Source organism: Sphingomonas daechungensis (assembly GCF_014489495.1).
Lineage (GTDB): Bacteria > Pseudomonadota > Alphaproteobacteria > Sphingomonadales > Sphingomonadaceae > Sphingomicrobium > Sphingomicrobium daechungense.
In genome coordinates this window covers 2,694,281-2,712,997 of sequence record NZ_CP060780.1, presented here as the reverse complement: position 1 = coordinate 2,712,997, position 18,717 = coordinate 2,694,281, and the positions used below count along the sequence as shown (strand labels likewise).

The following is an 18,717-nucleotide window of genomic DNA, read 5'->3' as shown; positions in this document are numbered from 1 at the left end:
TTCTTCAGTTGCTCTGCTCGCGCGACACTGTGAAGGGTCTCCGCGCGAGGGCTTTGACGTGAAGATCGAACGACTGACCATCGAGGGTTTCCGCTGCTTCGGACCGGATGGTGTCACCATTCCGTTTGAGCCAACTGTCACGGCCCTGATCGGGCCTAACGGCTCCGGCAAGACGGCAGTCTTCCACGCGCTCGCCAGACTGTTCGGAACGTCTACCGCGCAGCGCGCTGTCCGGAAGTCGGATTTCCATATAGCCGCCGACGACGCAGAGATTGCCGATGGCGCCGTGCTTGCAATCGACTGCGTCCTCTCATTCCCGGAGCTCGACGAGGGCGAAGAGGAAGATGCTGTTCCGGACGTCTTCCAACACATGTGCGCAACCGAGGAGGGCGCTCCGCTCAAGGCGCGAATCAGGCTTCAGGCGACATGGGAAGACGATGCGACTCCGGAAGGCACAATCACCGAGGAGGTTCGCTGGGTCCGAACGCTCCGCGATGAGTACGACTGGGACGAATGCCCGCGAGTGCAGCCGGTCGAGCGCGCTTTCGTCCAGCTCGTCTACGTTCCCGCTACCCGCAATGCGGTCGACCAGGTCACCGGACTCCTGAAGAGCCGGCTTTGGCGGGCGGCGCAATGGTCCGAACGCTTGGCGGAGGTCACGCTAGATGCTGGCAACAGGCTTCAGGCGCAGTTTGCCGACGAGGATCCGGTCGAGTTCGTCTCTGAGCGCCTTGAGCGACGCTGGGCCGAAGTCCGACAGGCGGACACCCACGCGCGCCCAGTTCTCCGGCTGATTGAGAACAAGATCGACGCCCTACTGCGCCGCGCGGAGTTCCACTTCCTGCCCGATCATACCGAACAGCCGAGGCGCCTCGAAGACCTGAGCGACGGTCAGCGATCCCTGTTCCATATCGCCCTGACCGCGGCCACGCTCGAGATGGAAAGGGACGCTCTTGCTGCCAACGCCGAGGACTCGGCATTCGACCAACAACGGCTCAAGCGAACCTACCTGACCCTGCTCGCAATCGAGGAGCCGGAGAACAGCTTATCGCCGTTCTTCCTCTCGAAGATCATGGGTCAAGCGAGGAGCATCGGCGAGATGCAGGGGGCGCAATCGATGATATCGAGCCATAGCGCTAGCATCCTCAGTCGCATCGAGCCGGAGGAGGTACGTCATACTCGCATCAACCTCGACACTGGGGCATCATCGGTCCGGGCGCTGACCCTTCCGCCCGAGGGTAGCGAAGCGCGCAGCTACATCCGCCTTGCGGTTCGCTCCTATCCGGAGCTCTATTTTGCGCGTTTCGTGATCCTTGCGGAAGGCGAGTCCGAAGCGATCGTTTTGCCTCGCCTTGCGGAGGCGATGGGCTTCCCGCTCGACCGGTCATTTGTTCCGATCGTTCCGCTCGGTGGGCGGTTCGTGCGCTATTTCTGGCGGCTCCTGAACGATCTCGACATTCCCTTTGCGACGCTCCTCGACCTTGATCTCGGCCGTGCTCATGGCGGTGCTGCCGTGATCGCGGCCATCGTGGGTCAACTCCGCCGGATTGGTAACGACCTGTCGCACAATGCGGCCGTCCTCTCGGAGGAAATCGATCCCGACAACGTAGCCGACATCGACGATGCGGAGCTTCTCGAGGAGGATCAGGATCACGTTTGGCTGAAGGCGCTTCAGGATGAAAACGTGTTCTTCTCGTCGCCGATCGACCTCGACTTCGTGATGCTGTGCAAGTTCGACGACGAATATATGATCGCGCGAGCTGGTGGACGTGGCCCGCAGACGGGCGAACGAGCAGCCGAGCGCGCCAAGGACGCTACGCTCAAGACGGGCGGCAATCCGGAATTGTACGACGACTCATGGGACAGCCGGTTTCGTTGGTACCCGTACCTCTTTCTCGGCGAGAGTAAGCCCGAAGCACACCTTCGGGCGCTGGCCGGTATGTCGAACCGAAGGCTGCGGAGTGGCGCCCCGCCCGAGCTAAAGGCTCTCCTAACAAGAGTTCGCGAGACGCTCGACCAGTGACGCTCGTCGCTCCTGAGGAGTGGCGGCCGCAGGGGATCGACGATCTCGAGCCGCGCGCCTGGGAGGCGCTCCGCGAGGTGGAGCGAAGCGTTTGCGTGACCGCAGGGGCAGGCGCCGGGAAGACGGAATTTCTCGCCCAAAAGGGAAGTTATCTACTGGAGACGGGTCTCTGTCCGGCGCCGAAACGCATCCTTGCGATCAGCTTCAAGCGAGATGCTGCGCGCAACCTCTCCGACCGGATCGTGGCGCGGTGCGCACCGGATCAGGCCCGGCGATTCGTGTCGATGACCTTCGATGGATTCACCAAGCATATGCTCGACCAGTTCCGCGAGGCCGTTCCGGAGGATTTCCGACCTCCGGCAAATTATGCCATCGCGATGGACACGCGGGACGAACGCAATGACTTCATTCGGCGACACAGCTTCGGGGTGGCGGCTGATCGTCTCGGACGCGCCGTCGCCGAATGCCCTCTACCGATCGTGGAAGTTGAGAACGAGCGTGCCCGCGAAATCCTCGGCCCCTACTGGCGCGACCAGTACGAGCATTTCGACAGGGCCTATCTGACGTTCGCGATGATCAATCGCCTCGTCGACTATATGCTTCGAACGAATCCCGGCATCCGCCAGGCCCTGATCAGTACCTACCCTTATGTATTCCTCGACGAATTCCAAGACACGACCACAGCGCAGTACGACCTCGTTCGCACGGCATTTGGCCGCAGCGATAGCGTGTTCACGGCCGTCGGCGATGACAAGCAAAAGATCATGGGATGGGCGGGCGCGATGGACGCGGCCTTCGTTCGTTTCACCGCCGATTTTCGTGCCCGATGCACTGCGCTTCAATCCAACTGGCGCTCGCATGAGGATCTGGTCGCCATCCAGCACGCCGTGGCCACTCGGATCGATCCGGCAGTCGAGCACGCCATTGCGCGCGGTCGTAGAACTGTCGACGGCACGATCGCGGCGATTTGGGAATTCCCGACTCGCGAGGATGAAGTCGAAGGCCTCGCGGAATGGATCGCGGGCAAGGTCGAGGGCGGCTCGGTCGAGCCGCACGACGTCGCAATCTTGGTCCGGATGCTCGCCAATAATGTTGAGGACGAGCTCGCACCTGCCTTCACGAGGCACGGCCTGATTCTCCGCAACGTTGCGCGAAATGTCGGGACGATCGCGATCCAGGATCTGCTTGCCGAAGAGCTGACGCAGAGCCTGCTACCCTTCCTTCGGCTGGGTGCGGCTCGGCGGAATGCCGATGCATGGGCGGCTGCGCGATCCGTCCTGCAATGGCTCGAATCTCCGGACGGGGAGGACGAGATCGCCCAGGAACGGGCGATCGCGAGGGTGGAAGAAATCTCGAAAAGGCTCCGGGTCCGGATGGGGCGACAGGCTCCCGACGCCGCCGCCAACGTGCGCGGCGTAGGCCGACTGGCGCTGCGCGAAATTGGTGAGCCGCTCATTCGTAGAGCCACGCCTTCCTATCAGCGTGATGCCGACTTCGAGCGAGTTCTCGAGGGCTTTCTGCTGCTGCTGGAGGAATCCGCCGAACTCGGCGGGACATGGAATGAAGTGCTCGACCGTTTCGAAGGTATTGGTCAGGTGCCGCTGATGACGGTCCATAAAAGCAAGGGCCTTGAGTTCCACACCGTCATCTTTTTCGGCCTGGACTCCCGATCGTGGCGCAGCCTGCAGCCAGGCGCCGAGGAAGAACTTAAGGCCTTTTTCGTGGCTCTGACCCGCGCGAAGCAGCGCGCCTTCTTCACGTATTGCCGCGGTCGCGGCCAACCGATCGAATGGCTCGAAGAGCTGCTTGGCGACCTACTTCCGCGCGTCTTTTTTGTTTGATGACGCGATGGTTGACTTCAGCTCGCACGACGTAGCAGTGAGTAGCCGAGTGTGTGCAACGGGCCGAAAGCGACCGAAGGCAGAATTTCTCCGAACGGCCAACAACCAACGCCCATCTTCATCTTGTCGGGTGAGAGCGAAGAATCACGGTGTTCTGGGGATCTGAGTAAGTGGCGCACCGGACATAACAATGATGGGCACTCAAATCATTGGGAAGTCTGTGTGCCGCTAAGCGGCTAACTTCAGCTTCGCACCGTGCCTAGGGTGCCAAACTCGAGACGTAAGCGGACTATTCTCAGCATATTTCTTAGCTGCGGGTGGCGGTCGCCAAAACTTGACCAGCAGCCCGCTGCTCAGCGTCGCGCTTGCAAAATTTGCCTTAGACCTGAACATTATGGACCTCATCGGCAACCGGCTGACGATCTGCTCATGCGGTCTCATTGCTGATCGGCTGTTGTGGAGGGCATGGGTATCGTGGCGGGCGAAGAACCGGCAACAGGCGAGTTCGCAGACTTTGCGCTTGGCGGAACCGGCGATGTCTACAGCCTGCTCGATGCGAATGAAGAGCGCAGCGGGGATGCGCTGCGTGCAAGCGAGCGCGAACTCCGCCTGATCATCCAAAGTCTTGCCGGCATGATCTGTATCTTCTCGCCGGCTGGCGAGCTCATCAGCGGCAACCAGCAGCTTCTCGATTATTTCCGGGAACCGCTCGAGGAGATCGGGCGGTGGGCGACCAACGGCACGACGCATCCCGACGATCTCGAGCATTGCATCGCCTGCTTCACCAAATCCCTCGCGTCCGGTGAACCCTACGACTTCGAAACGCGGTTCCGGCGCTTCGATGGCGCCTTTCGCTGGTTCCAGGTGCGCGGGCATCCGCTCCGCCGGCCGGACGGGGAGATCATCCGCTGGTACGGGCTGCTGACCGACATCGACGACCGCAAACGCGCCGAGGAAGCGCTCCGCGCGAGCGAGATCGACTTGCGCCTGACCCTCGACAGCCTGCCTGGCCTGGTCTGCACCTTTTCCGCAGACGGGCGGTTCGAAGGGGGCAACCAGCGCTTCTACGATTATCTCGATATCGACCGGGACTCCGCCGAAGCCTGGGCAAGCAAGGGGCCGGCGCACCCCGACGACAAGGATCGCGCGATCGCCGTCTTCCGCGAGGCCATGATCACCGGCGAGCCCTACATGTACGAGGCCCGGGCGCGCTGCTTCGACGGCGTGTATCGCTGGTTCCAGGTGGTTGGACGTCCGCACCGCGACGACGAAGGCCGCCTCGTTCGCTGGTACAGCCTGCTTGTCGAGGTCGACGACCGCAAGCGCGCGGAACGCGAGCTTGAAGCCAGCGAGCGCAATCTGCGGCTGACCATCGACACCATTCCGGCGCTGGCTTGGTCAGCCCGCCCGGACGGCAGCACGGATTTCCTCAACCAGCATTATCTCGACTATGTCGGACAGCCACTTGAGCGCCTGCTGGAATGGCAGTGGATCAGCTTTATCCATCCTGACGATCTTCCGTCACTGACGGCCGCATGGACCGGATTCAGATCGCGCGGGCAAGGCGGGGAGGCCGAGGCGCGGATCCGGCGTCATGACGGCCAATATCGCTGGTTCCTGTTCCGCGTCGACGCGCTCCGCGACGAGGCCGGCGACATCGTCAAATGGTACGGCGTCAACACCGATATCGAGGACCGGAAACTGGCCGAGGCGGCGCTGCAGCGGAGCGAGACCTTCCTTGCCGAGGGTCAGCGCATCAGCGCTACCGGCAGCTTCTCCTGGCAAGTCGACTCGGACGAGCTTACCTTCTCCGCAGAACTCTACCGCATCTTCGAATTCCGGCCGGGCGATGTCGTGACCCTCGACGACATCGCCGCCCGTGTGCATCCTGAGGACCAAGCCCTGCTTGCGGCGAGGATGGCGGAAATCCGCTCCGGCTCAGACAATCCCGAATATGAGATCCGTCTCGTGATGCCGAGCGATCGAGTGAAACATGTGAGCGTGTTCGGGCGCATTGTGCGGCATGATGACGGGCGCACCGAGTGCTTCGGTGCCGTCCAGGACGTCACCTTGCGAAAGCAGGCCGAGGAAGGACTGCACGAGGTCCGGTCCGAGCTTGCGCACGTCACCCGGGTCCTGAGCTTCAGCGCGCTGACGGCGTCGATCGCGCACGAAATCAACCAGCCCTTGTCGGGCATCATCACCAACGCCAACACATGCCTGCGGATGCTTGCCGCCGATCCGCCCAGGATCGATACCGCGCTCGAGACCGTGCAGCGCACGATCCGCGACGGTCGCCGGGCGGCCGATATCGTTGCCCGCTTGCGCAAGCTCTATTCGAAGAAGACCGAGCGGAGCGACAGTGTCGATATCAACGACGCCGCGGCCGAAGTCGTCGCGCTGCTCTCCGCTGACCTTCAGCGCAAGAGGGTCATCGTTCGGACCGAGTTCAGCGCGGATCTGCCGCCAATCCCCGCCGACCGCGTGCAGTTGCAGCAGGTGATCCTCAATATGATCACCAATGCCGCGGAGGCGATGTCCGGCGTCGAGGGACGGGAACGCGCGCTGACGATCAGGACCGATCGCGACGGCTCGGGGGGCATTATCCTCAGTGTTCAGGATGTCGGGATCGGCCTTGGGGGTGACAGCCCGGAAGACGTCTTCCGCCCGTTCTTCACGACCAAGCCCACCGGCATGGGCATCGGCCTATCCGTCAGCCGCTCGATCGTTGAAAGCCACGGCGGGCGGCTCTGGGCAGTGCCCAATGAAGGGGAGGGCGCGACCTTTTCCTTCGCGATCCCCCAAAGCGCCGAAACCTTGGAGGGATCGGCGCCCGCCCTGGACGGCGCAGGCTCCTGAACTCCACTAGCCACCACGGCCCCGCGCTGGACCAGGGTCCTCTCAGGGCGGCTCCAGAACCGATACTAAAGTGCAGTTGGCTTGCCGATCACCGCTGCCTAGCCAAAGCCGGAGGGCGCGTCGGCATGGTTAGAGTTGGTCTGCTCATCTTGAGTGAAGTTGCAGCAGGGGCATTGGCCGCCACGCCCGCATCCGCCCAGGAGGCGCGCACCCCCGATCGAGACGAGATCATCGTCACTGCCCAGAAGCGAAAGCAGACTGACGATAGTGTCGGCATGTCGATCACCGTCGCAACCAAAGACCCTCTCCGGTTGCGGGGCATCGATGCGGTTGCCGACCTGCCGCGGCTCGTTCCAGGGCTGACCCTTCAGGACAGCACCTTCGCTTCCACGTCGTTCACGCTACGCGGCGTTGGGTTCTTCAACAGCGACCTGTCCACCCCGCCGGCGGTCACCGTGTATGTCGACGAGGCGCCGCTGCCGTATCCGGCAATGACCAGGCTGGCGGCGTTCGACCTCGAGCGGGTCGAAGTCCTGAAAGGGCCACAGGGCACGTTGTTCGGCCAGAATGCCACCGGGGGCGCGATCAATTATATCGCCTCCGCGCCGTCATCGGTGCTTCACTCGGGCGCTGATCTGACCTTCGGCCGCTTCGACCGACTCCAGGTCGGCGGCTTTGTCTCCGGACCGCTGGCAAAGGGACTGACGGCACGTGTGGCGGTCCAGGCGCGCTGGGGCGACGGCTGGCAAAAGAGCATCACCCGGCCCGATGACCGGCTCGGGGCATCGAGGAATATCAGGGACGGGCGACCCTGGAGTGGATGGCGAGCGACCGGTTATCGAGCCGCCTCGTCCTAACCTTCACACATGACGGTTCGGAAAGGCCTGCCGGCCAGTTCATCGCTGCCGTTCCGCCGCGGCCGGCGCTAGCGGTTCCAGGCCTCTTGACCTTTCCGGTCATTGAAAGGCCACGCTCGGCCGACTGGAACCTGTACCGGGCCGATACTGGCGAGCGCATTTCCTATGCGGGCAATACCAATCTCTTCCACACCCGCTGGCGCAGCGACTATGAGCTTGGGGATCGGCTGACGCTGACCTCGCTGACCTCCTTTGGGCGCTTCCATCTTGCTTATGCCCAGGATCCCAACGGAACGCCGTTCAGCCTCAACGAAGTGATCGACAAGGCAGGAAAGGTCTCATCCTTCTTCCAGGAGTTCAGGCTCGCCGGACATGAGGGCCGTCTCAATTGGTTGGCGGGTCTCAATTATACGCGTGACCGCATCTCCGATGCACCTCGCCAGCTTTTTCGCGACGTCGACTCCTCGCATCTGTTCCAGGCTGTCGACCCGCTCGCTTATGTCGACGCCAACCAGCTGCGCAACCGCACCCGCGTCCAGACCTACGCCGCGTTCGGCGGGTCGAATATGCCTTGTCGAGCAGGCTGACGGCGGAGGGCGCCTTGCGCTTCACAATCGACCGTCGGACCTTCGACAGTTGCGCGCTTGCCGTGACCGATCACTTCGCGCGATTCTGGAACCTGTTCCGGCGTGGCCGGCAGCCCCTCACCCAAGTCGGGGACTGCTATGTCCTTGATCCGGCCAACGACCTGCAGCCGGTCGACAATGTGCACAACAAGCTTAACGAGAATAGTCTCTCGTGGCGGTTCGGCCTGAACTGGACGGCAAGGCCGGGCCTGCTCGTCTATGCCAACGCCAGTCGGGGCTACAAAGCGGGGACGTCGCCGGTCGCTGCCGTCTCCACGGTCAACCAATATAAGCCGATCGGGCAGGAATCGGTCCTCGCGTACGAGGCCGGACTCAAGGGCTCGTTCTTCGATCGCCGCCTCCACCTCGCGGCCTCCGGATTTTATTACGATTATCGCGACAAGCAGCTGCGGAGCGCCCGGCTCGACCCTCCGTTCGGGCCGCTGGAGGCCTTGGCCTCGATCCCGAAATCCCATGTGATAGGAGCCGAGGTTCAGGTCATCGCGCGACCATTTGACGGACTGACGCTTGATACCGCCGCGACCTACACGCACAGCGAGATCGATAGGTTCGTCGGCTACGATGGGTTGACCAACTTCGGCAATCAGTCGGGGACGCCCTTTCCGTTCTCGCCAAAGTGGCAATCGATCACCAACCTCGACTATGAATTTCCGCTTGGGCGGGGCGTTCGCGCGTTTGTCGGCGGCTCGCTGACCTATCGCAGCGGCACGTATGCCGGCGTCGGCAGAAGGCCGGCGCTCCGCATCGATCCCTATACCCTGATCGACCTCCGGGCAGGCGTTGCGATCGGTGAGCGCTATCGGGCGTGGCTCTGGGCGCGCAACGTCACGAACGAATATTACTGGACCAACGTATTCTCAAACGCGAACGCCGTGTCCCGCTTCGTCGGCCAGCCGGCCACTTATGGGATCGCGCTGTCGCAGCGAATGTAGGGTCCAGCACGCGGACGGATCCCGCGGAGCGCAGCGCCGGCAAGGGTCGCTTCGCGACCTTATGTAGCCACGGGAACTTCAGTCCGCGCGGCCGGTGGAATTCCGGATCGCGCTTCAGCGCGGCGATTTGCTCGAGATAAGGGACATAGAGTTCCCGTGCAAAGTCGGCGCGGGTTGACTTCCAGTCGCGGAACCACTCCGAGATAATGGAAAGTGCACTGTTGGGAATCGCGCCGGCCTGGACCATGCGCAGGACAGCCGTGTCGTGAAGATGCTTGAACCTGTCGCCTACCGCATCCTCGACGAACATGACCTCGAAGCCGTTGGCGATTGCATCGACTGCAGGGAAGGCCAGGCACGTCGAGGTGACGATGCCGGCCATGACCAAGCGTTTCCGGCCGGTCGCTTTCACCGCCTGCACGAATGCCGCATCGTCCCACGCGTTCATCGAAGACCGGTCGATTTCCGTGACGTCCGGGAGTGCTGCTTTCAACGACGGGATTGTCGGACCATCCACTTTCATCTCCACGCCGACAGTGCTCAGCACCACGGGAATATCGAAAGCGAGAGCGGTCTTCGCGAGTGACAGTGCATTGAGTTCGATGACCCTCCGATCTTGTTCGAAAATGAGGTCGAGTACGTTCTCCTGGTAATCGATCAGCACCAGCGCGCAATCGGAGGCGTCCCACACGGCACGCGGGTCCGGATGGGGTGCTGGGATCGTTTCGGTTGTGGACATCGGGATGTTCCTCTCTCGGCATGCACTCGAAGCCCGCGCGATGGCGCCGGCTTGCCGAACAGATGGTCTCCGGAACGCGAGGCCGACATCGCACCAAGGTATTGTCGACACCAAAGTCTCCGGTATGCCGCCTGTCCACGAGATCATGCTTCCTGGCTGCAGGGAAGTGCGGGGCATCAACCTGTTCGCGGATCATTTTCAAAGGCCGGGAACGCAGCCGGTCTCCGTCGGCTGAGGTGTCCGCCTTGTTACCTGGTATCGCTTGAGTGCCCTCTTGCTGCTCTCGGGTCCCGTTCCTTACCTACCTTTCCTGACGACTGGACCCGACGGGACTTCGATCGTCGACGCCTCGGATGTCATCGCAGCAACGGAGCACAGAATGCATTCTCAACAACTGACCGACGCCGCCCAGCCGCCGTCTGACGTTCGCCGCCTGGTTCACATCGGCAACGGCCGGGGAACCGGGAGATGCTGCGGCTGATGAGTCCGTCGGATCTTGGTGAACATCTCAAGCCTTTTGTGTTCCTTGATCTGTTCGCCGCCGACATGCGCCTTATGCAGCAGTCGATGTCGATGCATCCCCATTCGGGCATTGCGACCGTCACCGTGATCACCGAAGGCGACATGGTCTATGACGATCCGCAGTCGGGAAGGGGCACCCTCGAATACGGCGGTGTCGAATGGCTGCGCGCCGGCGGCGGGGTCTGGCACGGAAAGGAACTGGCTGCCGGGGAATCACGTCTGACGCGCGGTTTCCAGCTTTGGCTGGCGCTTCCGCCCGAGCTTGAGAATGGAACGGTCGACAGCCAGTATATCGGGGCGCGAGACATGCCTCGGGTCGGACCGGCGACTGTGATCCTCGGCCGACACGCGAGCGCTGTTAGTCCCGTCCGCGCACCTGAGGGCATAACCTACCTGCAGGTGCGGCTTTCTCCGGGCGAGCAATGGGCCTTTACCCCGGAAGATGGGCAGAGTGTCGGCTGGTTCGCAGTGGCTGAAGGCGAGGTTGACGCCGGCGGACGGGTCTCTGCGGGCCAGATCGCATTTTTCGAGGACGGGGCCGGACCGATGTCGTTCCGGGCGCACTCGACCTCCGGAGCCACCTTTGTCCTTGGCGCTGCGATCCCGCACGATCATCCGCTCTATCTGGGATATTATTCAGTCCACACCACGGCAGAAGCCCTCGCGGCAGGCGAGCGGCGGATTGCCGAACTCGGTGCCAGGCTGATGGCATCGGGCGACCGACGGACGGCCTCCGGCAACGTTCCCGTCTTCCGGTGAGCTTCGAGCGTCCAGTTGAGATGCGGACGAGGCTCGATGGGCCTGAAGGAAGTCCTCCGGCGGATCTCTTAGGCCCGCTCGGTTACTTCTTCGGTGAGAGAGGGTCGGCTGTCGGAATGCCACGGCAGGATGATGTTGAACCGAGCCCCGCCAAGCTCCCGGTCAGGCTCGAACCAGAGCTTTCCGTTGTGCCGCTCCACGATCGACTTGCTGACGGATAGCCCCATCCCCATCCCGTCTGCCTTGGTCGAATAGAACGCCTCGAAGATCCGGCCAGCTTCCGGCGCCGCAATGCCGCGTCCGCTGTCGGCGACCGTCAGCAGGGCGCCGCCGTCTCTGGCGACGGTCCTGATTACGATCCGCCGGGGCGATCGTCGGGATCGCCGATCGCGTCGGCGGCATTGAGACACAGGTTGAGGATGACCTGTTGGAGCTGGACGCGATCGCCGGGGACCTGCGGCAGGTCGGGGGCGAACTCGGTGGACAGCGAGATTCGCCGTCGCTGCAGCTCCGTCGTGCAGAGTGCGACCACCTCGCGCGCGGCCTCATTGAGGTCGATCGCCTCGAGGGTGAATTCCTGCCGGCTGAAGAGCCCGCGTAGCCGCTTGATGACTTCCGAGGCGCGGTTCCCATCGCGCAGGCTGCGCTGCGCGGTATTGATGGCGCCGGCGATGTCCGGCGGATCTGCTGACAACAGCCGGATACAGATGCTGGCGTTGGTGATGATGCCGGTGAGCGGCTGATTGACCTCGTGCGCGATCGAAGCGGTCAGTTCGCCGAGGCTCATCGCGCGGGTGACGTGGGCAAGCTCCGAGCGCAGTTCATCGAGAGCATCCCCGATCTTTTTTCTCTCGCTGATGTCCTGGATCGAGCCCATGACCACCGGGCGGTCGTCCGGCTCGTTGAGGAAGTGCGCAACGGCATGGAGGTAGACAATCTCGCCGTCGGGCCGGATGAAACGGAACGTCTCGTCGAAAGCGCTCCTGTCCGCCATCGCTCGGGCGAAGCCTTCATCGAACAGGTCGAGATCGGCCGGATGGACGTGGTCGCGAAACTCGCGCAGCTTGGCCGGCGCGCATCCGAGGATGCGATAAAGCTCGTCGGACTGGATGTGCGCGTCGGTGAGAACGTCGGTCCTGAAGCTTCCCGTATGCGTCAGGCGCTGGGCTTGGTTGAGATGCTCATGCGCCTCGCGCAAGTTGCGCTCGCGCTCGGCAAGTTCCTCCTCGGCGCGCTTCCGGTCCTCGATATCGGTGTTGATGCCGTACCACTGGACCACCTTGCCCTGCTCGTCGCGAAGCGGCCTCGTCTGGAAGCGGAACCAGCGGTAGACTCCGTCGTGGCGAAGCAGGCGCGCTTCCACTTCCGCGCCCGAGCCCGTGTCCCGGCATGCGGCCCAGGTGGTCCCGATCGTTTCCAGATCGTCCGGGTGGACGAGGCTGGTCCACTGCCAGTCGGCGAGATCGTCATGGGAGCGACCGACGAATTCGAGATATTGCTTGTTGAAGAAGTTGGCAGTTCCGTCGGCGCGCGCCGACCAGGCCATGGCCGGAACGGTGTCGATGATGAGGCGCAGGTTCCGCTCCCGCGCGGCAAGCGCCGCCTCGGCGATTTTGCGGTCGTGGACGTCGGTCAGGAGCACGTGCCAGGCGAGGATCTCGCCGCGCTCGTCGCGAAGCGGCAGGCCGCGATTGCCGAACCAGCGATATTCTCCGTCGTGCCGGCGCAGGCGCTGCTCGATGTCGTAGGGCGTCCCGCTCGCCATCGAGCGTCCGAATTGCTCGGCGACATGGGGCATATCGTCGGGATGAACGATCCCGTTCGTCCCCCAGTCCTGCAGGACATCGATATGGGCCCGCAATAGTCGATGATCCGTTGATTGACGCGCTCGACCCGTCCCGCCGGACCCAGCACGGCAACAAAGCCGGGAATTCCCTCCACCAGCGAATTGGCGTTGAGCTCGCTGATCCGGAGTGCGGCCTCGACGCGCTTGCGCTCACTGACCTCGGCCTCGAGCGAGGCATTGGCCGCAGCAAGTTCCGCCGTCCGCTCGGCAACGCGGCGATCGAGTTCGAGCGCGTTCTCGCGCTGGTTCCGGTCAAGTTGCGCCTGTTGCAGGGCCGCCAAGGCCAGGTTCGAGGCGACATTCAGGAGCAGGCGCTCATTTTCCTCCGGAAATCCGGGGCGCGAGGCGCCGACGACCAGACTGCCATATTCCCCTCGCATCCCAAGCGGGCTGTGCGCGAGCAGCAGCCTGATTCCAGACCTCTCGAGGGTCACCTCACGCGGCCAGGAGGAGTTGTTCTGACCTTCGTGTCGAGACAGGAAGGTCAGGACCTCATCGGCAACCGTACCGGCCAGGTGGGGTCCCAATTCGATCGAGGCGCCGCCGCTTGAGTCTCCGGCGGCCTTTGGGCAGGTGAAGGCAAAGTCCAGCTCCAGCATCGCCACCAAAGCTTCTGCGAGGCTCAGCCCGATGTTCGGGGAAGCGGTCCCCAGGCGCTCGAGAGCGCAAGGAGGGCGACGAGATCATTGAGGACCTGTCGCAGGCCGTTGCTGTCAGGTTCGGGCCCGGTTGCGGCTCTGCCCGTCACGCGGCCGCGATGCGCCGCTCCGCCAGGAATTGCTCGGGCGGAGTGTAGAAGGGATTTTGTTGCAGCGCTGTTCCGATGAGGACCATCGGATGCGTGCGCATGATGTCGATCATCATCGCGCCGCTCATCCTGCGCGCGTCATAGACGCAGATCACGACGTCGGGATGGCTGTTCCAGATGTGGTTCACGCGCGCCTCGAACTCGATCAGCTGTTCAGGGTCAGGTTCAGCCTCGTGCACCCAATCCATGTTGCAGACGATCCGGCTTAGCGGAAACTTCCGGTCGGGGCCCCGCCGGCCATGGTCTCGAAGGAGTCGAGCATGCGCTCCTGGTCGAACTGGCCGTCCACCAGATAGGTGTCGACGTTCCGGCGCAATTCGAGCTGGCCGGTCGTCAGTCCGGTGCTGACGTCCACGCCTTCTTCCTCGAGGGTCGAGACATGCTGGGCGATCTCGTCCTCGCGGAGGATGTGGACCGCCTTGTGCCCCGCCGCGAAACCCTCGGTGATGAACGGCATCAACACTCGCCGTGCCTCTTCACCGCTGCCGAAGAATGCGCAGATGTGACGCCGCTCATGAAGATGCGCGCAGCCGAGACTGACAGGGACCGGATCTTCCATACGCAGCCGCCCAACCAATGCGAGTTCCATCGCCGGTCATGCAGATAGCATCACTAGGCGTCACTCGGAACGCTGTTGATACCAAAGTATCAGCCGAAGACTACAGTGGCCGGGAATGGGCCGGACAAGCCCTCGTCCGAAGTCCCGCTGTCGTCGCTTCTCCCCGGCCTGTCTCGGGCAAGAGGGCCCTACGATAGTATCTAGATACGATCGTCCAATCGCCTCTCGCGCCCCGAGCTTGCAGGTCATGGAGCCCATCTGAATTGAGGCGGAGCTGCAACGTGGACGCAATCACCAAAACGGCACAGCTTCAGCTGACCAGACATGCACCCGAATATTGGCGCGTCACCATCAACAACCCCCCGCTCAACGTGATGGGCCGACCGATGGTGCAGGAATTCGAGCGCCTGATTGAGGAGATTGAGAGCGACCCGGTTCTCAAGGTCGTGGTCTTCGACAGCACGGTGGAAGGTTTCTTCCTCAATCATTCGGATTTCACCGCTCCGCTCGAAAGCCTCACCAGCCTCCCGCCCGGAGGAGCGGTCTTCCCCCGTGGCCGGACTTCCTTGTTCGTCTGCCTCGCGCCCCGGTCGTTTCGATCGCGCTCGTCAGAGGCCGCGCAACCGGCAATGGAAGCGAACTCATACTGGCTTGCGACATGACCTTCGCCAGCCGTGAAAAAGCAATCATCTCGCAATGGGAAGTGGGTGTCGGAATGGTTGCCGGCGGAGGTCCCATGGCTCGTCTGCCGGCATTGATCGGGCGCAACCGGGCCCTTCAGGTCCTCCTGAGTTCGGATGATTTCCGCGCCGATCAGGCCGAGGCATTCGGTTATATCAACCATTCTCTCCCCGATGCGGAGCTTGAGGCCTACGTGGATCGCCTCGCGAAGCGCATCGCGGGTTTCGACAAATGGGCGATCGGCGAGACCAAGCGACTGGTGAACACCGGGCTTGCGCCCGACGTAGAGCTCGGCGCCGGCTGGGATTCCTGCATCAATTCGATTGGTCGGGCGAGCACCCAGCGATCGATCAAAGCCCTGATTGCCGAGGGGTTTCACGCGCCCGGCGAGGTGGAGGACCACCTCGGACAATATATCGGCGATCTCAATCCCTGAATATGCACATGAAGAGCGAGCCAGCATGCCTCTTTCTGAAGCTGGCGCCCTATTGGCGCTTTCTGTCCAGCTCGCCGGCTTCCCGGCTGTCGGGACGACATTGATCTGCTCGCCGCAGACCCCGGTCGCGGACGAACAAGCGGCCGCAGTCGACGAGCCGGGTCAAGGTACGCGCTCGAAGGGCCCCGCGGCCCCTGCAACGGGGCCACTGTCGCCGCACGCGGTCGCTGCAGCGCGTCCCGAGGAGATCCGGTTCGAGCCGTTTGCCGCATTCCCGGCGGGCGCCGAGATCGCGAAAGTGGTGGGCAACCCCGCTGCGCCTGGTCCCTATGTCGTTCGGGTGAGAGTAGGCGCCGGGGTTAAGCTCATGCCCCACGTGCATCATGAGGATCGGATCTACACGGTCATCTCGGGAGTCTTCTACATCGGTTTCGGGTCGCGTTTCGATCCGGGCAAGCTCCAGGCATTTGGGCCGGGAGCGTGATCGTTCTCCCGCGCGATACGCCTCACTTCCACAGGGCAAGATCAGGCACCTATGTAACCCAGGTGACGGGGACCGGCCCGCTCAGCCTCGACTATCTCTGTGCCGCAGACGATCCTCGAAACCATGGGGATAAGAGCAGCGGCTGAGGGATGGCCTTCAAGGCTGGTCGGCGGCCCTCGCTTCGGACGCAATCGGCCTCACCGGACTTGGGCCGGCAGTTCCCGAACGTCCCGCGGAAAACGCGCACCCTCCAAAGGTGTCGGGGACACCAAAGTGCAATCGCCTGGACCGGGGGAGACGGCACAAAGGGCAGCATCAACCTCCAGGAGGTCTGCCTGAGCCGTGGGCCTGACGCCAAGTCACGCGTGGTGTGCAGCCCGGCCGGCCGAACATCAACCTTCTGCACAGAAGCGGAGCCAGTCATGGACAAGCCCAAGATCGCAATCGTCCTCAGCACGACCCGTTCGGAGCGCTTTGCGGACAAGCCTGCCGCGTGGATCAGCGAACTCGCCGATGCGCGGGGGACATGGCCGTGGAGATCGTGGATCTGCGCGACTATCCGATGCCGTTCTTCGACGAGCCGGCGTCCAGCGCCTGGGTGCCGTCCGAGAATGAGGTTGCTCAGCGCTGGCAGAAGACCGTCGACGGGTTCGATGGGTTCATCTTCGTGACCGCCGAATATAATCGTGGTCTGCCGGCAGTACTTAAGAACGCCCTCGACTATGCCTACACCGAGTGGAACCGCAAACCCTTCGCCTGCGTCGGCTATGGAAGCGTCGGCGCGGCGCGCTCGATCGAGCAGTTGCGGCTGAATTGCATCGAACTGCAAATGGTCCCGACGCGGACCGGCGTGCACATCCAGGGCGCCGACTTCTTCGACGCCCTTCAGCAGGGCCGGGACCTTCGAACGATCCCCTATATCGAGCAGAATGCCATCGCGATGCTTGATGAGCTCTTCTGGTGGGCATCAACGTTGAGGGCGCCAAGGGTTCAGCTCCAGGCCGCTTGACGACCCCGGGGTCACACCTCTGCCCGGCCGATCAGCCGGCCGGCAGGGCTGCAATGAGTTCGGCCGTGTTGACGATGGCATGTGCGAAGGTTGGGCCATTCAGCTCATGCGCAGCGTGCATCATGTCGCGCGAAACGGCGGCGGTCGCGTCGCGAACCAGCGTCACGTGATAACCAATCTCCATTGCACAGCGTGCGGTGGATTCGATGCAGGTGTTGGCCAGGAGGCCAACGATGATGACATGCGTGATGCCCCGTTGCCGCAGTTGCTGGTCGAGGTCGGTATTGGCAAAGCCGCTCTGGGCCCAATGCTCCTTGGCGACGATGTCGCCGGGCCGCGGCGCAAGATCCGGATACCAGTCGCCTCCCATTCGCCGCGCGCGAAGCTGTGGCGTTTCATGATCGCAAGGTGCGTCGGATTGGGAAACGCCCAATCCTCATAGTCGCCCGGCTCCCAGCGCCGGTGCGGCGCGATCGCCACCTGTATCCCGGCCTCTCGAACGGCCGTGTCGATCGCTTTCAGATTTGCGATCAGGTTCACTTCGTCGGCAACTTCCCGGACTCGCGGCCACACCTTGCCGCCCTCGGCTAGGAAGTCGTTGTAGGGTCAACGAGGAGCAGTGCGGTCGTCTCTTTGCGGTAATCGGGAACGCGGGACATTTTTCACCTCCGGCGGGGATAGGCGGGATCAGTTGCGGAGCGCTGCGCGCTCGATGCTCGCTGCGAACAGCGGCGTCTCACCCTGATTGTGAGCGATCGACATCGGCTGGCGCTGGGTCCGGAAGACTTCGAACGGAATGCCCTGGCGATCGAGCAGGGTCAGCATGTCCTTGGTTGCGAAGGACATGACGTGGTTTGTGAACTCGCAGCGGCCATCGTCCAGCGCCTTGACGCTCAATTCCCAGACGACTCGAATGATCGTTCGACCTGAGGGCGTGAAGACGTCCGAGTTCGATTCTAGGACGAGGTGATCGGGCTGGGCGAGCTTCTCGACATAATGTTGCACCATCAGGCTGCCGCCGATGATTTCGACATTGATCGACATCCGGGTGCCGTCGGGCGCGGTCGTGAAGCCGGCAGCGACATGCGCCGGGGAGCAGCCCTGGTACTCGAGATCGGGGAGCGCGAACGCCCAGGCGGGGATGTCGATCTTCTCAATCGGTGCGTTAATGATTGCAGTGAAACTGGAATCGACGATCTGATGGTCGTTCATGGCCTTGGCCTCCGGAGTGGACGTTGCCGGGCCCTGCGGTTCGAGCCGCGGCCCTTGAGGCTCAGGAAGTAAGCGTGGAGGCCGAAGGCGAGTATTGCGCTTTGGTGTCGGGTTTGAGCGAACCTGCAGAACTCAATCGACACCTTGGTCTGATGTCATCGCGCGGGCGATGATGCCAAGGCTGAGGTCCATGTCGCTGAGGAGGCCGAGCATGCCATTCGTCACCGTTCAATTGACCCGCGAGGGCACAGAGCCCGGTATCGATCGGACCACGCCGGAGCAGAAGGCCGCCATATTCCACGGAATGAGCCAGGTGCTGTTGGATGTTCTTGGCAAGCCGCACGACTGGACCTGGGTCGTCATCCAGGAAGTGGAGCCCGACGATTGGGGCTGGGGCGGAATGCCCGTGATGCAGTATCGCGCAAGTCTGGCAAGCAAGAGCGCAGGATAAGTTTAGCTGCGATGGGCCGCGAGGTTACCGACTTCCTCAAACGCTTGGGATC

Annotated in this window: 17 protein-coding genes and 1 pseudogene; 12 read left to right on the top strand and 6 right to left on the bottom strand. The window is 62.8% G+C overall.

Annotated elements, in window-relative coordinates; all coding sequences use genetic code 11:
• Positions 1 to 58 precede the first annotated feature (58 nt).
• The 6 genes from H9L15_RS14810 (at position 59) to H9L15_RS14785 (ending at position 9,159) form a co-directional block, all read left to right on the top strand.
• Complete coding sequence (locus H9L15_RS14810) at positions 59 to 2,023, top strand: ATP-dependent nuclease (RefSeq protein WP_187714607.1); 1,965 nt, start codon at positions 59 to 61, stop codon at positions 2,021 to 2,023.
• Positions 2,020 to 3,864 (top strand): UvrD-helicase domain-containing protein, encoded by a 1,845-nt coding sequence (locus tag H9L15_RS14805; RefSeq protein ID WP_187714606.1) that lies wholly within the window; start codon positions 2,020 to 2,022, stop codon positions 3,862 to 3,864. The genes H9L15_RS14810 and H9L15_RS14805 overlap by 4 nt, the downstream gene beginning before the upstream one ends.
• Before the next feature lie 465 nt (positions 3,865 to 4,329).
• Entirely contained in the window at positions 4,330 to 6,723 is a 2,394-nt protein-coding gene (locus tag H9L15_RS14800; protein WP_187714605.1) for a PAS domain-containing sensor histidine kinase, read from the top strand.
• Positions 6,724 to 6,848: 125 nt separating this feature from the next.
• Positions 6,849 to 7,580, top strand: a complete 732-nt coding sequence (locus H9L15_RS14795; RefSeq protein WP_187714604.1) for a TonB-dependent receptor plug domain-containing protein — start codon at positions 6,849 to 6,851, stop codon at positions 7,578 to 7,580.
• Positions 7,544 to 8,167: a TonB-dependent receptor gene (locus H9L15_RS14790; RefSeq protein WP_187714603.1), complete on the top strand. Its 624-nt coding sequence runs from the start codon at positions 7,544 to 7,546 to the stop codon at positions 8,165 to 8,167. The genes H9L15_RS14795 and H9L15_RS14790 overlap by 37 nt, the downstream gene beginning before the upstream one ends.
• Before the next feature lie 14 nt (positions 8,168 to 8,181).
• Positions 8,182 to 9,159 carry a TonB-dependent receptor gene (locus H9L15_RS14785; RefSeq protein ID WP_262984835.1) on the top strand — a complete coding sequence of 326 codons (978 nt, stop codon included), beginning with the start codon at positions 8,182 to 8,184 and terminating at the stop codon, positions 9,157 to 9,159.
• Here H9L15_RS14785 and H9L15_RS14780 read toward each other — a convergent pair.
• The gene (locus H9L15_RS14780; protein ID WP_187714601.1) at positions 9,053 to 9,898 is read right to left on the bottom strand and encodes an isochorismatase family protein; all 846 of its coding nucleotides are present in this window, start codon (positions 9,896 to 9,898) and stop codon (positions 9,053 to 9,055) included. The two genes, H9L15_RS14785 and H9L15_RS14780, sit on opposite strands and share 107 nt — an antisense overlap.
• 468 nt (positions 9,899 to 10,366) lie before the next feature.
• Between H9L15_RS14780 and H9L15_RS14775 the strand changes: the two genes are divergently transcribed.
• Positions 10,367 to 11,179 (top strand): pirin family protein, encoded by an 813-nt coding sequence (locus tag H9L15_RS14775; protein ID WP_223276319.1) that lies wholly within the window; start codon positions 10,367 to 10,369, stop codon positions 11,177 to 11,179.
• 68 nt (positions 11,180 to 11,247) lie between these two features.
• Here the strand turns inward: H9L15_RS14775 and H9L15_RS14770 are convergent, their stop codons facing one another.
• From H9L15_RS14770 to H9L15_RS14760, 3 genes and pseudogenes are all read right to left on the bottom strand, one after another.
• Complete coding sequence (locus H9L15_RS14770; protein WP_187714600.1) at positions 11,248 to 11,589, bottom strand: ATP-binding protein; 342 nt, start codon at positions 11,587 to 11,589, stop codon at positions 11,248 to 11,250.
• Positions 11,532 to 12,977: a PAS domain-containing protein gene (locus H9L15_RS14765; protein ID WP_187714599.1), complete on the bottom strand. Its 1,446-nt coding sequence runs from the start codon at positions 12,975 to 12,977 to the stop codon at positions 11,532 to 11,534. The genes H9L15_RS14770 and H9L15_RS14765 overlap by 58 nt, the downstream gene beginning before the upstream one ends.
• A gap of 792 nt (positions 12,978 to 13,769) precedes the next feature.
• Positions 13,770 to 14,290 (bottom strand): annotated as a pseudogene (locus H9L15_RS14760) (MEDS domain-containing protein).
• Between the two features lie 383 nt (positions 14,291 to 14,673).
• Between H9L15_RS14760 and H9L15_RS18130 the strand changes: the two are divergent.
• The 4 genes from H9L15_RS18130 to H9L15_RS14745 all read left to right on the top strand — a co-directional run bounded on the left by H9L15_RS18130 (position 14,674) and on the right by H9L15_RS14745 (position 17,002).
• Positions 14,674 to 15,054: a Clp protease/crotonase-like domain-containing protein gene (locus tag H9L15_RS18130; protein ID WP_223276316.1), complete on the top strand. Its 381-nt coding sequence runs from the start codon at positions 14,674 to 14,676 to the stop codon at positions 15,052 to 15,054.
• Positions 14,967 to 15,509, top strand: a complete 543-nt coding sequence (locus H9L15_RS14755; protein ID WP_223276708.1) for an enoyl-CoA hydratase/isomerase family protein — start codon at positions 14,967 to 14,969, stop codon at positions 15,507 to 15,509. The genes H9L15_RS18130 and H9L15_RS14755 overlap by 88 nt, the downstream gene beginning before the upstream one ends.
• Before the next feature lie 52 nt (positions 15,510 to 15,561).
• Complete coding sequence (locus tag H9L15_RS18125; protein WP_223276315.1) at positions 15,562 to 15,993, top strand: cupin domain-containing protein; 432 nt, start codon at positions 15,562 to 15,564, stop codon at positions 15,991 to 15,993.
• Positions 15,994 to 16,525: 532 nt separating this feature from the next.
• Positions 16,526 to 17,002, top strand: a complete 477-nt coding sequence (locus tag H9L15_RS14745) for an NADPH-dependent FMN reductase (RefSeq protein ID WP_262984834.1) — start codon at positions 16,526 to 16,528, stop codon at positions 17,000 to 17,002.
• A gap of 31 nt (positions 17,003 to 17,033) precedes the next feature.
• Here the strand turns inward: H9L15_RS14745 and H9L15_RS18120 are convergent, their stop codons facing one another.
• Both H9L15_RS18120 and H9L15_RS14735 read right to left on the bottom strand, forming a co-directional pair.
• Positions 17,034 to 17,372 carry an isochorismatase family cysteine hydrolase gene (locus tag H9L15_RS18120; RefSeq protein ID WP_262984833.1) on the bottom strand — a complete coding sequence of 113 codons (339 nt, stop codon included), beginning with the start codon at positions 17,370 to 17,372 and terminating at the stop codon, positions 17,034 to 17,036.
• A gap of 317 nt (positions 17,373 to 17,689) precedes the next feature.
• Entirely contained in the window at positions 17,690 to 18,214 is a 525-nt protein-coding gene (locus tag H9L15_RS14735) for a hypothetical protein (protein WP_187714598.1), read from the bottom strand.
• A 211-nt stretch (positions 18,215 to 18,425) separates the two neighbouring features.
• Between H9L15_RS14735 and H9L15_RS14730 the strand changes: the two genes are divergently transcribed.
• Positions 18,426 to 18,665: a tautomerase family protein gene (locus H9L15_RS14730; RefSeq protein WP_187714597.1), complete on the top strand. Its 240-nt coding sequence runs from the start codon at positions 18,426 to 18,428 to the stop codon at positions 18,663 to 18,665.
• Positions 18,666 to 18,717 lie beyond the last annotated feature (52 nt).

Coding starts and splice junctions, on each gene's coding strand:
- H9L15_RS14800 (WP_187714605.1), top strand. CDS start 4,330: ATGGGTATCGTGGCGGGCGAAGAACCGGCAACAGGCGAGTTCGCAGAC.
- H9L15_RS14795 (WP_187714604.1), top strand. CDS start 6,849: ATGGTTAGAGTTGGTCTGCTCATCTTGAGTGAAGTTGCAGCAGGGGCA.
- H9L15_RS14790 (WP_187714603.1), top strand. CDS start 7,544: ATGGCGAGCGACCGGTTATCGAGCCGCCTCGTCCTAACCTTCACACAT.
- H9L15_RS14780 (WP_187714601.1), bottom strand. CDS start 9,898: ATGTCCACAACCGAAACGATCCCAGCACCCCATCCGGACCCGCGTGCC.
- H9L15_RS14775 (WP_223276319.1), top strand. CDS start 10,367: ATGCTGCGGCTGATGAGTCCGTCGGATCTTGGTGAACATCTCAAGCCT.
- H9L15_RS14765 (WP_187714599.1), bottom strand. CDS start 12,977: ATGCCCCATGTCGCCGAGCAATTCGGACGCTCGATGGCGAGCGGGACG.
- H9L15_RS18120 (WP_262984833.1), bottom strand. CDS start 17,372: ATGGGAGGCGACTGGTATCCGGATCTTGCGCCGCGGCCCGGCGACATC.
- H9L15_RS14735 (WP_187714598.1), bottom strand. CDS start 18,214: ATGAACGACCATCAGATCGTCGATTCCAGTTTCACTGCAATCATTAAC.
- H9L15_RS14730 (WP_187714597.1), top strand. CDS start 18,426: ATGCCATTCGTCACCGTTCAATTGACCCGCGAGGGCACAGAGCCCGGT.